Here is a 15,091-nt window from a genome sequence, read left to right as displayed (position 1 = left end):
CATTTTCAGATGTACAACCCGTTTGCCTGGTTCAACTGTCCGTCAGCGACCGTAGTCCGGCTGATAGAGCACCCGCCCGTCGGGTTTGATTAGCCAGGCGGTAACCGGGTTCATGTGATAGCCGCCCGTATCGGGGCCGCGCGCGTCGAGGAGTTGCCTCAATGTGGGTTGTACATAGCCCGTCTCGTCGGTTACGCGACTCATAATCAATGTCTCGACACCCTCCCACCGCCAGAGGTGGCGAAAAACGGTATGGGCCTTGTCGAGTACCGGATCCTGCAATTCAGCCACCTGCCAGTGTTTACCGGCGTCGGTGCTAACCTCTACCCGAGTCACTTTACCCCGTCCGCTCCAGGCCAGCCCCCGGATTTCGACCCAGCCGCGCTCGATCTGGGCTGGGTACGTCGGAAACGTAATGATGCTCCGGGCGTCGATGTCGAAACTGAACTGACGGACCTTACCACCCTTGATGGTTTCGGTGTACTTCGATGTTTCTTCGCGGGTATGCCAGGGCGCGTCGCCCAGTTCGATCCGGCGGAGCCATTTAACGCTGGTGTTACCTTCCCAGCCCGGCAGAAACAGCCGAACCGGATAGCCCTGTTCAGGCCGGATGGCTTCTCCGTTCTGCGCATAGGCAATGATGGCATCGGCCCAGCCTTTACGAACGGGAATACTCCGGGTCATGAGCGCAGCATCGCCCCCTTCGGCCAGAAACCAGCTGGCTTTCTCCCGCACGCCCACCTCCCGGAACAAGGTCGACAGTCGTACGCCAGTCCATTCGCTCTGGCTGGTCAGGCCGCAGATGTCCTGGGGCGTCATGGTGTCTTTCCCTGTTCTGAAATTACCGGAGCACTCCAGAAACGCGATGCGCGATACGGACGGGAATCGTTTCAGATCGGCCAGCGAAAATACCGTTGGCCGATCGACCAGCCCATGAATCGTAAGGCTGTAGGTAGCCGGGTCGATCGTCGGCACGCCGTTGTGATGCCGCTCGAAGTGCAGGTCCGACGGCGTAAGCATCCCCTGAAAATCCTGCAACGGCGACCGTGATGAAATATCGGAAGGGCTTTTGGCCAGCGTCTCGAACCGCGACCGCGATCCCAGTTTGCCGGGTGGAACGCCCATCTGTTTGGTCGGATCATTGGGCCTACCGACCTGTAGCCCTTTCGCCAGCGTGGTTTGCACGATCGTTACAGCCATCGCTCCGCCCAACAGACTACGTCGGGTAAATTTGGGTGGCTGAGTAGGGTTATTGCTCATTGAAGAATGTAATGATGATGCCTGGTTCAGGCGTAGACTCCGCCTGACGTCACCGAATTTCCGGACCGCCTTTTCGATCGTCGGGGACATAACTGGGCTGGGCAGGCATACGGATAGCGGGTAATGTTTTCGCGTTCAGGATCGTTTTTTCGTCGATGAGTTTGTTGCTGTAAAGCAGAAAGGCCGTCAACGCATACACTTCTCCGTTCGTCAGCGAACCCGGTTCATTGAAAGGCATGGCTCTCCGTACGTAATCAAATACAGTCGTCGCATAGGGCCAATAGTTTCCGATAACTTTAGCGGGCCGTTTACCAGGGACAGCAGTCGTTACGACCAGGGCTCCGTTTGGCCCGCCCGTACCGCCACTCCCGTGACAGGCCGCGCACTTAGCCGAAAATAGCACCGCCCCGGCGGCTACCGTTCCTGACCCGGCCGGGAGACCTGTTCCATCCGGTCTGACGTCGATGTCGAGGGCCGCTACCTGCTCGGGTTTAGCTAGCTTCCCAAAACCAAACGCCCCCGGACCAAAGCGCTCGGGCAGGGTATCGGCTTTGCCAGCACTGGCCCCGGCAGATGTCCGGGGTCTAAATGAATGAATTGATACGGCCTTCCAGCCAGACCAATTCATTAAAAAAATGGGTATCAGTAACCACGGGTTAGTCATACCGTCCGGCTTTGAGGGTGCTTTCGGTTAGGGCATACGGTCGCGTAATCCGGTCCAGCACCACGTAAATGGAATCTTTCCGCTCGTCGATACCCGTCAGTACCACGCGCTGACCGTCGGTGGTCTGGTATCGGAGCACCATTCGCTTCCGCTCAGCAGGCCGACTTTCTTCCACGAGTCCCCGTTTGCGTCGGGTGGTCTGCACCAGCGGGTGTACTTTCGTAAACTCGTCGCCGATGGTAGCCCGCGCCGAAGCCGGAATCCACTGCTTCTCCGAAATGGCGTTCGGATTTTTTGCCTTTTCTTTCCGTCGCGTTCCGCTTTCTCCGGGATTACCGGCACCAGGCGCATCATCGCGTGGGCCGTTCAGGCGTACTTTATCCTGTAAGTAGAGCGTCTGATTTACGGTATCGGCATCGTAGTAGAACACGCGCTGCCCGCCCGCTACGCCCGTTACCTCGAACGTTCGGTTCAGGTCGCGCATGGGTGATCCTCCCCCATTACTGAGGTCCAGCCTGGCCGGCCGATTAACTTTAAAGGTGAGCGTGGTCCAGTTTTCAAACGTTGCCTCCTGCCAGCGCGTAGAGTCGGTCAGGCTATAGGGTACAGGCTGGCCGTTGAGCCGGAACTCGGTTACGGCGTAGTTGCCCCGCAGGGCCCGGATACCGCGCTGGGCAGGCTGCTTATACGGGTCGTAGATAAAGTTGACAACCTGCAAGTAGAAGAGCACCCCAATAAACAGGAATAGGGTAATCGCTTTCAGGCCGTAACGGGCCCAGCGCTGCCAGGCTTTGGAGAGATCAGGGTAATGGTAAACAGGCACCGTAAAGCGTTCGCGTACGAACAGGTTCCAGGCAAACGGCACATCGTACCACAGCAGAAAAGCCGACAGCAGCACGAAATACGAACTGTATACATGCACGCCCCCGTCGTAGGCCAGGTTGACATAGACGATGTCGGCCAGGGCACCGAACAGCAGGGCTGCGCCCAGAAACGTTGTTTTACGGAAAAACAGCAGCGCCCCGGCCACCACTTCGACCACGCCCGTAAAGACTTCGTACCAGGGGACGATACCGATGGACAGCCAGTACAGTTTTTGCCCGGTCAGATCGCCGAAGTTGGTATTCATCAGCCCCAGCGACGGATAGGGCAACTGCGTCGGCAGGAGCTTAGTAAAGCCAAAGCCAATGATACCGATACCGGCCCGGTACCGCACCACCACCCGCAGCCAGTAATACAGGAGCGGTCCGGCGTCCCGGTTATAATTGGTCGGATCGGCTTTCCGGAGTCGAACAAGGGCGGTCCAGATCAGCCCACCCACGCTGGCGACCAGCAGGGTAATGATCCAGGAGGCATAGCCGAGCAACGGACTGCCGAACAGCGTATTTCCGAAGAATGTCAGCCCCGATCCAAAGCGGGCAATGTCATACACATCGCGGTAATGCAGATTCGTCCAGTCGAGGGCCAGCACGTCGCGGTACCAGCCCAGGTTGTTGGGCAGCGACATGGCCAGAAAGAAAATAAAGGCGATGCGGAACGCAATCTTCTGGGTCTGGGTCCAGTTTCGCGGCCGGAACGACTCCGTTCGGAGCGCAGCGGCTACCCGGTTCAGCCCGGCAGAGGTTTGGGTGCTAATCATGAATGATTGTCATTAGAGGTCATCAGGTCGAAGCCTACTACCCGCTTCTATAAGGTCAATCCTTTGCGCCTACCCACTTTGGCGGCTTCGTACAGGAGGTATTTCCTGTCGACGCGCTCCAGAACGGCATACACCGAATCGCGCCGGGCGTTTATACCGGCCAGCACCAGCGTACTGGAGTCCGGACGTTCGTAGCGTAGCTGAAAGGTATCGTCGGGTCGCTGCGGATTCCGAAGCTGCACCACTTGTCTATCCCGCTCCGATGCACTGGTCACGGGTTCATACCGGTAGTAATGCCGGCCGATCTGCCCCGACCACTCGAAATGCCGCGCCGAATCGGGTCCGGCGATGTCTTCCGCGTTGAGCCGGGTTAGCGGAGCCGCGCCCGGGCGACGGATGCTGATGGTGTTCCATTTCTCGACCACGACGTTATGCCAGCGCAACGAATCAGTCGGAGAGGGCGGCCGTGTTTGCCCGTTCAGGCTAAACTCGCGCACGGTATACAGCCCGGCCGCATCAGACAGGCGGGCCTGCTCCGTTACCGTCGGATACTGATGCCCACCCTGCCGCAAGGCTCCGTACGCCGACAGCCCGTATAGGCCAGTCAGCAACACAACCAGTGCTTTACCGGCCAGCCGGGCCGACTGCTGCCAGCCCGGGTCAAACCGGAGTCGGTACCTGGCGGGTGCGGTAGGTTTGCCCAGCACCAGCAGGTTGTAAAACCGGAACCCATCGTACGCCAGCAGGTATAGCGCCAGCGTGATCAGAAACAGGCTATATACGTACTCACCCCCGTCGTAAGCGATGTTCGACACGAACACATTGCCCGTGAAGAAGATCGTGATGAAGGCTCCGATGGTAGCCGACCGACGCGTAAGCAACAGCAGCCCGGCCACGGTTTCGACCAGGCCCAGAAAAGCCTGGTACGACGGTACTACCCCCAGCGTAAGCGCAAATAATTTCCACTCGGTCAGTTCTCCGTAGGGCGTATTCAGGTGGCTCAGCGAAGGCTCCGGCGCCTGCAGGGGAAACAGTTTGATAAGCCCGAACGCCAGCAAACCGGCCGCCAGTCGGTAGCGAATCAGGATGCGCAGCCACGCGTTCAGCCGATTGTAGTCAGGCGCTGGTTGGCCCGATGCCGCCCGTTGCCGTTCCCAAGCCGACCAGCCTACGGCGCCCAGGCCAGCCAGAGCCGCTGCGATGCCCCAGTTCAGGAGCGAATCGGTATCTCCCACGAAGCGGGGTGTGTACTTAGCCAGCTGAAACAGCGGCTGGTACAAACTAGTCTGCCAGTCGGCCGTGAACAGCGTACGCCAGAAAGAGGGGCCAACCGGTACGATCTGAATCAGAAAATAAAGCGCGAAGAACCGGAACAGCCCTTTTTCGTAGGGTCGCCATTCGGTCGGCGCGGGTAAGCCTACCCGCCGGTCTTCCCAGGCCGGATGGGGTTCGTCCTGAAAGGGTGTCATACGCATGGGTTATTTAGCGGGTTCATTGGGCCGGGGCGCGGGCTGGTTGATTACCTTCCGGGCCTGCAAATCGAACTGCTGCCCCTTACCAAGAAAGTAGAACGGCCCACCTGTACTGTTCTGCCCCGAAGGATATTTAGCGCTGCTGTTGATCTGGTTAATGTCGTAGATACCCACGAACGAGTTTCCCACGACCTCGAAGGTATTCTTCCGCACCACGACGGCCGTGCTTTCGTCGATACCGATACCGAGCAGGTCAGGCCGGGCTTTGATGACGTCGATCAGGTCGAACTGACGATTCCGGCGCAACACGTGCTGATCGATGGTCAGGTTACGCGCAAAAGCCAGCCCTTCGGTATGATCGCCGACCATGATGCTGTTGCCTTTGGTGTCGCCCCGTACCATGAACGATCCCAGAATCGTAGCTCCCGCCGATGTTCCGCCGATGACCCCGCCCCGGTTCAGCAGGGCGTTGAACTCTTTATGCGCCAGTGTGTTCAGATACGAATCGGCCAGCCGCCAGTGCCGCCCTCCTTCAAACCAGACCGCCGTTGCCGTTTTAAGAGGTGCTACGAACGACTCCTGGTTGGCCTGTTTCGGATCGCGGGTGTGAAGCAAAGTGACGTTGGCAACGCCCAGCTCAATAAGCCGTTTCTGGGTACGCTGCCCGCTGGGGTTGAGCGTCGAATCGTCGCCCGCCGTCGGGATCACCACAATCCGGGCATTGGCAACGCCCCCCGCCAAGTCAATAAAGCGGCTCCAGATATCGGGCGGAATGGCTCCTCCCCCCACGATAACCAGCGCTCCTTTGTCGGGGCCAGTTGTTTGAGCAGCCGCCGTCTGGCTCAGGCTCCAACTTGTCATAACGGCCAGCAACAGGGCCATAAGCATTCGTTTCGTATTCATGACACTTGGGGGGTTGGTTAATAGCCCTTGTTCTGGGTCAGCGACTTATCGGCCAGAATTTCACTGGTCGGGATGGGCAATACATATTTGTTTGGATCGGCAATACCCAGCACAGGCGCTACCCGACCCGTACGGATCAGGTCGAACCAGCGGTCGGTCTCGAAGGCAAACTCCAGCCGGCGTTCGTTTTCGATAGCCAGCAGGATAGCTTCGGTCGTAGGCGTCGTGGCCGTGGTTAGCGTGGCCAGATCGGCGCGACTCCGCACGGCGTTCAGATCGACCAGGGCCTCGGCGGGTTTGTTCAGCCGGGCACGCGCTTCGGCCCGGATCAAATACAGCTCGGCAATACGGATCAGGTAGGCCGGGTCGGTGCCGGTGGGCGTCCGGTAATAGAGCCGCCCGTACCAGAGGTTACCCGGAGGTGCCGTTTGCGCAATCACCGCCGACCGATTACCCCCGATAGCCGGGTTGTTCAGCAGCGATACCAACTGGGCATTGGGCGCCCACTCGCGCCGACCGCTCAGCGCGGGTGGTAGCCACCAGTTAAAGTGACCGTTTTTGAACGAGTTCGAATACGCCAGTTCAAATACCGACTCCGTGGTATTAACGGCATTATTGGCGAAGAAAGCGCTGTAGGGCTTCACCAGCCGGTAGTTGGTCGCATCGTCGATCAGCCGGGTCGCGTAGGATTCGGCCTCGGCCCACTCCTGCCGGTAGAGGTGGTAGCGCGCCCGCAGGGCCCAGACCGTTTTGCGGGTTACGCGGTTGCGGTTGGTCGTAGCCGCCAGCAGGGGCTCAGCAGCCGTCAGGTCTTTCAGCACCTGGGCATAGGTATCGGCGGCACTACTGCGCTGAATACCGGTATTATCGCTGGGCGTACGGGTTGGCTTCAGAATGAGTTGTACGCCACCCCAACCCCGCGCCAGATCGAAGTACGACAACGCCCGAATAGCCAGAGCTTCACCCTGAATCTGGTTTTTGCGGGCTTCGGTCAGCTGCGGGTCCGTCAGCGTCGGCACCGTTTCGAGCAGGTAGTTGGCCGCCAGGATGGTCCGGTAAATAGCCCCCCAGGCCGAGCCTACGTACCCGTTGTCGGCCGTTAGCTTACGGGCCGTAATCTCCTGCGGGGCGCCCTGCGAGCCGGTCCACTGGATATCGCCCCCCGACAGGTAAGACAGAGCCGAAAAGTTGGACCCGTAATAGCCATCGTTGCCCAGCCGGTTGTAGAGGCCGTTCAGGGCTACTTCTGCCGTGGTTGCATTGGTAATGGCACGTTGTTCATCCACCTGAAGTTCAGGCTGTACCTCCAGAAATTTACTGCATCCTGAAAGCAGGAGCAGGCATGGTAGAATCAATTTCAGCTTATTCATGATATCCGATGTCGTTACTTATAAGGTTAAGTTCAGCCCAAACTGAGCGGTTCTCGGAATGGGTGGCGTACCCAGATCCTGCGCCTGGGTGCTTTGGTTAGCCGTTACGTTTACCTCCGGATCGGGGCCCTGATAGTTGCTCAGCAGCCATAGATTCGACCCGTTGTAGTACACCCGCGCCGAACTGATACCCACCCGACGCAACAGCGATTTGGGCAGCGTATACCCAACCACCAGACTGCTGAGCCGCACAAACGACCCGTCTTCGAGGAAGCGGCTGTTAGGATTCAGGTTGTAGTTATTACCCAGGGTGGTGATGCGCGGTACATCGGTGATGTCACCGGGTTTCTGCCAGCGGTTGAGCTGGTTTTTGTTGATGGCCCGGCGGTCGTCCCGGGTACCTCCCGACTCATGGAAGAACCGATTATTGTTGTTGACCAAATTACCCGACGTGAAGTTGAAAAACACCGACAGGTCGAAGCCCCGATACGTTACGGTGTTGTTCAGGCCGCCGACGAACCGGGGCAGCGCCGTTCCGACATACTGCCGGTCGGCCGCCGTGATAGCCCCGTCTTTGTTATAATCATCGTAGATCGCATCGCCGGTTTCGGGGTTTACTCCCAGCTGCTTGTACACGAAGTAGGCATGGTAAGGATACCCCTGCACCAGCCGCTGTACGTTGTAGCTGGCATCGACCGGAATGGACAGTTTCTCGATGCGGTTACGGTTGGCCGAGATGTTGAAGCTCGTATTCCAGGTCAGATTTTTGGTCTGGATGTTGATGGTATTCAGCCCAAACTCCAGCCCCCGGTTGCTGATTTCGCCGTCGTTGCGGAAGATGCTCGAAAAGCCGGTACTCTGGGCCAGCGGCACCTGAATCAGCAGATCGTAGGTATACTTCTCATAGGCATTGATCTCCAGACCGATGCGGTTGTTGTAGAGACCGATGTTCAGTCCGGCATTGATCTGGCGGGTCGTTTCCCATTTCAGGTCGGGATTGGCCAGCTGCGTCGGGAACGAGCCGGGGTTGTCCTGGTAGTTGAACCCACCGCCCCACAGGCCCCGCGACGCAAAATCGTTGATGCCGTTCTGGTTACCGGTCCAGCCGATGCTGGCGCGTAGCTTGAGGTCGCTGATGGCCCCTACATCCTGCAGAAAACGCTCCTGCTTGATCTGCCAGGCTACCCCCGCCGACGGAAAATATCCCCAGCGATTATTAGCCCCAAACCGGCTCGATGCGTCGGCCCGCAGACTGGCTTCGATAAAATACTTCCGCGCAAAGTTGTAATCGACCCGCCCGAAGAACGACGTCAGCCGGTTCTGGCTCCGGTTCGACGACGAGGTAGTGACCGAAGCCGAGGCAATCTGTTTGAAGTCGTCGGAGGGGAAGTTGGTACCCTGCGCCAGCGTCTGCTTGGTCACGTTGCCCTGCACGCTGTTTCCCAGCAGCGCGCCAAACGAATGCTGACTGCCGAACGTTTTGCGGTATTGCAGCGTCTGTTCGTTAATCCAGACGGTATTCTGGCTGATGCTCGATGTGGCCAGCCCTTTGTTGGCGATGCCCCGGTTGGTCAGGGTGTTCCAGTATTCGTATTCGTCATAGAGGTTATAATCGAGGCTCCAGCTGCTGCGAAGTTTCAGGCCGGGAAGGATGTCGTACTCGCCGTAGAGGTTGCCGATGTAGCGCGTACTGACCGATTGCATATCGGTATTGTTGATCAGCACGTCGAGGTTGTCGAACCCCGCCCATTTGGCGTAGGTGCCGTCGGTATTGAACTTGGGCAGGTAGGTGGGCGTATGCAGAGCCGCCTGCAGAATACCACCCTGAGGTCCGTCGCCAACGCGGGCATTGGTCCGGTTCGACTGCGAGAAGATGTTGCTGGTTCCGATCCGGATTCGGTCGGTCAGCTCGTGGTCGAGGTTGAGTTTGAAGCTGGCCCGCGCAAAGTCGTTGGTCCGCAGGGTAGCTTGCTGGCTGGTATACCCGCCACCGAGGTAAAAGCGGGTTTGCTGATTCCCGCCCGACACGTTGAGGTCGTAATTCTGCAAGGCGCCCGTTCGGAAAATATCGCCCAGCCGGTCGTAGGTCTGCTGCTCTTCGGGCAGGCCCCGTCCGCCCTCGGCAACAGGCCGGAAGGGTCGTGTGGCAACCGGTTTTCCATCGTTCACCCAGGCCTCGTTGATGATGGTAGCGTGCTCGGGGCCGGTCACCAGATCCCAAAGCTTAGGAGCCCAGGCCTGCCCTACCGAGGTGTTCAGCGCCACTTTTGTTTTGGCGTTGTAGGAGCCTCGCTTGGTCGTGATCACCACCACGCCGTTGGCCGCCCGTGCGCCGTAAATAGCTGTGGCTTCGGCGTCTTTCAGAATCGAAATCGACTCGATATCGGCCGGGTTGATATCGGCCAGCGGGTTGTTGGCCTGCCCCTGGGTCGTAATTTTCTGGAGGCTGTTGTTGTTGATGAATACACCATCGACCACGTAGAGCGGGTCGTTGCTGGCGTTGATAGAGGTGCTGCCCCGAATACGGAAGTATAGCCCGTCGCCCGGTACGCCGGTGTTGGCCGACACCTGTACGCCCGCCACCCGGCCCTGCAGCTGCTGCTCGAAACTGGCCACAGGCCGGGTCTTTATTTCGTCGGCATTGATCTGGGTTACGGCGCCGATCAGGTTCTTTCGCTCCTGGGTGCCGTAACCCACCACGACAACTTCACCCAGCTGGGCCGGGGCCTCCTGAAGCGTTACGTCCAGCCGGGTAGAGCCGCCCACGTCAGGGACGCGAACCTCGGTGGTTTTGTAGCCAATGGCCGAGATGACCAGCACCTGGCCGGCCCCCGCCTGGATGGAGTAGCGCCCGGTTCCGTCGGTACTAGCCCCCTTGTTTTGTCCCTTCAGCACGACGTTAGCGCCGGGGAGCGGCTCCTGATTATCGGAACGCACGGTTCCGGAGATAGTGGCCGTTTGTGCCAGCAAACGACTACCAAGTAGCAGATAGACTACTACCAGTCCAATAAATTTTTGCATTATTGTATTGGTTACGTGAAAATGAGGTCTGCCAGGACCTTGTTGTGTACCAACCGGGACGGTTGCCGCCGTTCCGGTTTTTTTATACCCCCGCCCTGGTTGCCGCCAGTTGGGGGCCTGCCTTCGCCATCAATCGACAGCGTGGCGTCCGAATACTATCATTTTGGTATCGATTCCGCCTATGTCCGGTCTGGCACGGGCGGGTGGGCGCTGTTTATTTTTCTTCGTCATTGTGTGTATATGAGAGTTGGGAGACTGGGCTTGACTGAACGTACGTGCGGAGGTTGCCTTGTTAGTCCTGAAACCGTTTGGCAAACCGATGGTAAAAAGGCGTTTTGCTGGTTGCGTGCTTAGGCAAATAATCGCCGGTGATGATGGGGATGTACATTACCCGCCGACGGCTGGCCGCCCCGATATGGGGCGACTGCTCGACCCGGTGCCACAAACTGCCGTTATGAATGGTCAGGTCACCGGCTTCAATGTCGAATCCAACCTCGCGCGGGTCGGGCCGGTGATCAACAAACTGCCGTTTCCGGAACAGTGTCATCAGTGTATTCTGCCGGTGCGTACCGGGCAATACGCGCAAGCCCCCGTTCTGCTGCGGGCAGTCGTCCAGGTGCAGGCCTACGTTCAGCATCGGCCGGATACGGTGACCCAGAAACAGATCGCGCGGGCTGTCGGTATGCCAGCCCATGCGCGAAAAATTGCTTTGTGGGGTTCTAACGTAGTGGTTTACGACCAGACCGTCTTTTTCTTCGGGGCTAATGCGGCCTTCGTAGGGGGCCAGCAGCTGGGTCAGCCCCTGCAAGCGCGCATCGGTCAGAAACTGTTGTAGTATCGGACTAAAGACCGACGTAAACGCAAAACGCTGCACAATGCGCTGTCCGTTTTCATCGTGCCCGAATTTGATAGGTGTCCCATTGACTTTGTCTACTTTTTCGGCAAACCAAAGCGACTCGATACGCTGAATCTCCTGCAGGAACGTCTGTACAGTGGCTCGGTCTACGAAATGCTTCAGCTGGATAAAGCCGTTTTGATTGAAGAAATTGGTTTGCTCAGCCGTCAGTACGGGGGCATATTGAACAGGGGTGTCGTTAGCAGATAGTAGCATGGAATACTCTCAGTTAAGCTGCCTTCGGAAACAGGCGAACGTAATACGTATAAACCAGGCAACCCGCGCAGAATCCGATTACGGATTCGAGGGTTGCGAAGACGGCCAGTACAGCAGCCGGGATCAGAGACGAAATCCCCAGCAGCTGGAGAATCGAGATAAGCAGGCCGAAAGCCAGGCCAATCCGGGCGGCAAACCGCTTGGGTGCCTGGTCGGTCCCTTTATACGGTAGGCGTCCCAGCTTAACCAGTTGGTCGGCCAGGTTGCCCAGGGGACTGTATTTGCCCAGATCGAAGCCGCGCAGGCCAAAGTCCGCGGCCAGTAGCAACGGCAGCGCCAGCCAGCCCGTAATCAGGTAAAGCGCCGTTACCAGCAGGACAAGGCCCGCTACCAGCCGGACTTTTGTTTCATTGATCTGTACGCCATCGGTCGGGCAAATCAGGTCATTGGTGAGAGCCATATTCGTTATGGTTTTGGTGCACAGCCCCGGCAAGCCACTCGGGCATGGGGGTATTAATGGTCGCCGTAGCGTTTCTCTCCCGCCGGGATGGCCACGGCCAGCTTGTTCTGCTTCGGAGGCAGCGGACAGGTGGCGTAGGGCGTGAACGCACAGGGCGGATTGATACTTTTGTTAAAATCGAGGGTTGTCAGTCCGTCGGCGCCGGGCACATCGGCGTACAGAAAACGGCCCGATCCATAGGTATCGTGGCTGTTGGTCTCATCGCCAAACAGTATAAAGAGTCTGCTACCCTCGCCGACCGCGTCGAGCCGGTGTGTTTTACCATCGAGGTCAAACACCAGCGAACCGACCAGCGGCTGCTGATTGGTTTGCCCCGTAATGTCCAGAATGGGAATGGTGCGTGGCTTTTCAGGACGCTCGAGCCGGGCCTTAACCCGGAATGCTTCATTGACCGGAAAGCGCTCGATACCTGTAAACTCTTTCAGAAACGAACTTTCCAGATCGCGAAGCCGGATAGCATACCGGTCTCCGCGCTTAATAACGAACCAGCGCAGGGAGCCGTGAGCCAGCACAACTGGTTTTGTTTGACTGGCCGCAAAAATGGTTTTTGTCGACAGCACGGGCTGCCCGTCGACCTGCACCACCTGACCCGGTGCAGCCTCAAAGGACACCTCACCCTTCGCCAGACGAAACGTACCGAGCTGATCGGGCGCTTTACCACCCGGAAACATCAGGTCATTACCTGGATCAGTACCAACGGAGTTGACTCCTTCTTTCAGCCAGTACAGCCCCGCCAGGTTCAGCCAGCCGTTTTCACTCCGGAGCGACTCAACCCGCTGCTGGTGCCATTCTTCGATCAGCTCCCGGTAGGTTGGTTCCTTGGCCAGCCTAAACCCCGATGCGATCACCAACGCCAGCAGCCAGAGCAGCATGAACCAGCGGGCATACGGATTCAGTGGCTCATTGATCGGTTCATTCGTTGTCATGATCTATCTAATTAGAATACAGTGTCGATTCGTACGATTCCTTTTACAGACTGCAGTTGCTGATCAATTCGCCGGGTTGGGTGTGCCGGCGACAGGCGAACGGCCAGTTCGCCAACAGCGCGGATTCCATCGGCCTCAAAGTGTACACTCACCAGCTGGCAGGCCTCCGTCTGTGGTACGGCCTGAAGCACGTCGCTCACAAAACACGGCCGGTCAAAACCAACAATCCGATAGTTGACTTCCTGCCATCCTGAATTCCCCGTTGCTGCCGTCATGTGTTTGTTTAGTTAGGCAAACTGGACTTGCTGACGCGGATACGGCAGTGCCAGCACCGCGTCAATAACCGCTTTCCGATCAAAGGGCCCGTTGAAATCCTCGTCCAGGAAGTGATAAGACACCCGCCGGTCAGCCCCCACCACGTACAGCGCTGGCGTGAACACTTCTTCCGAAATGCCCGACACCCGATCCCAGATTGGATTCTCTTCCGAATAAACTCCGAACGTGCGGGCTACTGAGAAGTCGGCGTCATACACGACCGTGAAGTCGATCGGTCCGATCTGACGCGCCAGGGAGGGCGACGACTCATTCGAAAAAACGACCAGATCGGCACCAGCGGCCCGCAGCTCACCGGCCAGCGCCACCAGCGCATCGAGGTACGGCCGCGCATAGGCTCCCCAGCATGGGCAGTAGAAACTGATCACCAGCGGCCGCTGCTCAACGAGTTCGAGCACCGAAGTGGTCTGCCCGGCCGCTGACCGATCCGAGGTAACGGCCTGCCAGCCCTGCAGCGCCCCGCCTACACTGAAGAAAGGAACGGTATCGCCGGTTTGCAGCGGCCGTACATAACTGACTCGTGGCGAGAAACGCTCTTTAACGGTTAGCGGGCGGATTTCGCCGTGCTCATTTACAAATTCAAGTGTCATCGTACTGGTTGTTTAGGTGATTATTTGATTCCGTAGATAAGTTGATAATAATGCCGCTTCACCGTGGCGAAATAGGCCCAGAGCGACAGTGAGCCGATATAGGCCAATACGATGAGCAGTTTGTAGCCCGACAACGCGTACAGCGTCATCCACAACACGCCCACCCGGGCTATTTCCAGGTAAAGCACCCACTGTCGCTGTTCCAGCACCGCCCCCATATTTACGACTGTCAGGAGGATGAAGCCCGCTGCCAGCCACTGGTATACGGCCGGGATGTGCTGTTCGTATAGGAGCAGTCCGAAGAGCAACGCCAGCGTCAACACCATCTGACCAATTACATAGCCCCGGAAGCGGTGATTACTGGCAGTCGACGTGTGTGAGCGGGTTGGCGCGTCGGCCCATAGGAACTGCTCTTCCAACCGTTCGCGCCAGGCAGGGTCAACCGCGTACGGTCGACCGAACAGCAGCCGCAGCTTAGCCCGAAAGCCGGGCGTTTGCCGAACCGACACCAACAGCTCCAGCAGGAAATGAAAATGCTGCCATAGAAAACTATGGCTATTGAGCGGCTTGGTTAGGCCATATACCGGCTCTTCATCTTCTTCAATAAACGTACCGAAAAGCTTGTCCCAGATGATGAGCACATCGCCGTAGTTTTTATCGAGGTAGGCCGGATTGCTGGCGTGGTGAACGCGGTGGTGAGAGGGAGTTACGAGCACGTATTCCAGCCAGCCCAATTTACCGATGGTACGCGTATGAATAAAGAAAGGATACAGGCCGTGCAGCAACAGCAAACTTGTAATCATCTCGGCCGGAAAGCCTACGATGGGCAGCACCGACCAGAACCCGGTTCGCAGGATGGCCTGAAAAACAGTGATCCGGGCCGACACGGTATAGTTGAACTCATCGCTCTGGTGATGTACGATATGAGCGGCCCAGAACAGGTTGATCTCGTGCGCCAGCCGGTGATACCAGTACCAGACAAAATCCGTAGCCAGAAAAAGAACAATCCAGGTCCAGAGGCCGGGCTGTATATCGAACAGGGCGTAGTGCCGATGCAGCGAATCGTAGACGAAATAAAAGGCCCCAACGGTAAAACTGTCCAGTAGCCGCTCAATGATCCCCACGTTAAGATTGGCCACCGAGCTGCTGAACGTAAAGTAGTCTTTACGCTGCCAGCGGCTCACGAGGTACTCCAGTCCCATGAGCAGGAGAAAAAACGGAACCGCAAATGCTAGCCAATTGATTTCCATACTGTAATCTGACTATCGTTTCTGGCTTAATC

General features: G+C 57.7%; 13 protein-coding genes. All 13 read right to left on the bottom strand.

The features are described 5' to 3' along the window. Nucleotides 1-42: 42 nt before the first annotated feature. The 13 genes from soxC to FBR45_RS05850 all read right to left on the bottom strand — a co-directional run bounded on the left by soxC (nucleotide 43) and on the right by FBR45_RS05850 (nucleotide 15,059). A complete protein-coding gene (gene soxC / locus FBR45_RS05910; protein ID WP_138500224.1) occupies nucleotides 43-1,260 on the bottom strand; it encodes a sulfite dehydrogenase in 1,218 nt (405 codons plus the stop codon). Between the two features lie 49 nt (nucleotides 1,261-1,309). Then, nucleotides 1,310-1,888 (bottom strand): c-type cytochrome, encoded by a 579-nt coding sequence (locus FBR45_RS05905; protein ID WP_138500222.1) that lies wholly within the window; start codon nucleotides 1,886-1,888, stop codon nucleotides 1,310-1,312. 28 nt (nucleotides 1,889-1,916) lie between these two features. Next, nucleotides 1,917-3,563 (bottom strand): hypothetical protein, encoded by a 1,647-nt coding sequence (locus tag FBR45_RS05900; protein WP_246082122.1) that lies wholly within the window; start codon nucleotides 3,561-3,563, stop codon nucleotides 1,917-1,919. A 47-nt stretch (nucleotides 3,564-3,610) separates the two neighbouring features. Next, entirely contained in the window at nucleotides 3,611-5,032 is a 1,422-nt protein-coding gene (locus FBR45_RS05895; protein ID WP_246082121.1) for a DoxX family protein, read from the bottom strand. Nucleotides 5,033-5,041: 9 nt separating this feature from the next. Next, complete coding sequence (locus FBR45_RS05890) at nucleotides 5,042-5,938, bottom strand: cyanophycinase (RefSeq protein ID WP_138500220.1); 897 nt, start codon at nucleotides 5,936-5,938, stop codon at nucleotides 5,042-5,044. Nucleotides 5,939-5,955: 17 nt separating this feature from the next. Then, on the bottom strand, nucleotides 5,956-7,308 hold the full coding sequence (locus FBR45_RS05885) for a RagB/SusD family nutrient uptake outer membrane protein (RefSeq protein ID WP_138500218.1): 1,353 nt from the start codon (nucleotides 7,306-7,308) through the stop codon (nucleotides 5,956-5,958). Between the two features lie 18 nt (nucleotides 7,309-7,326). After that, nucleotides 7,327-10,329: a SusC/RagA family TonB-linked outer membrane protein gene (locus FBR45_RS05880; protein ID WP_138500216.1), complete on the bottom strand. Its 3,003-nt coding sequence runs from the start codon at nucleotides 10,327-10,329 to the stop codon at nucleotides 7,327-7,329. 292 nt (nucleotides 10,330-10,621) lie between these two features. Beyond that, nucleotides 10,622-11,440, bottom strand: a complete 819-nt coding sequence (locus FBR45_RS05875) for a phytanoyl-CoA dioxygenase family protein (RefSeq protein ID WP_138500214.1) — start codon at nucleotides 11,438-11,440, stop codon at nucleotides 10,622-10,624. Between the two features lie 13 nt (nucleotides 11,441-11,453). Further along, nucleotides 11,454-11,900: a DUF4395 domain-containing protein gene (locus tag FBR45_RS05870; RefSeq protein WP_138500212.1), complete on the bottom strand. Its 447-nt coding sequence runs from the start codon at nucleotides 11,898-11,900 to the stop codon at nucleotides 11,454-11,456. Between the two features lie 53 nt (nucleotides 11,901-11,953). Beyond that, nucleotides 11,954-12,886 (bottom strand): DUF1684 domain-containing protein, encoded by a 933-nt coding sequence (locus FBR45_RS05865; protein ID WP_138500210.1) that lies wholly within the window; start codon nucleotides 12,884-12,886, stop codon nucleotides 11,954-11,956. Between the two features lie 11 nt (nucleotides 12,887-12,897). After that, complete coding sequence (locus tag FBR45_RS05860; RefSeq protein WP_138500208.1) at nucleotides 12,898-13,161, bottom strand: hypothetical protein; 264 nt, start codon at nucleotides 13,159-13,161, stop codon at nucleotides 12,898-12,900. Nucleotides 13,162-13,173: 12 nt separating this feature from the next. After that, nucleotides 13,174-13,809 carry a peroxiredoxin family protein gene (locus FBR45_RS05855; protein WP_138500206.1) on the bottom strand — a complete coding sequence of 212 codons (636 nt, stop codon included), beginning with the start codon at nucleotides 13,807-13,809 and terminating at the stop codon, nucleotides 13,174-13,176. 20 nt (nucleotides 13,810-13,829) lie between these two features. Next, the gene (locus FBR45_RS05850) at nucleotides 13,830-15,059 is read right to left on the bottom strand and encodes a sterol desaturase family protein (protein ID WP_138500203.1); all 1,230 of its coding nucleotides are present in this window, start codon (nucleotides 15,057-15,059) and stop codon (nucleotides 13,830-13,832) included. Nucleotides 15,060-15,091: the final 32 nt, after the last annotated feature.

It is taken from the genome of Spirosoma lacussanchae (assembly GCF_005870035.1).
Classification (GTDB): domain Bacteria; phylum Bacteroidota; class Bacteroidia; order Cytophagales; family Spirosomataceae; genus Spirosoma; species Spirosoma lacussanchae.
Note: the sequence above shows the minus strand (reverse complement) of the source record. Positions and strands in the feature narration are given on the sequence as shown.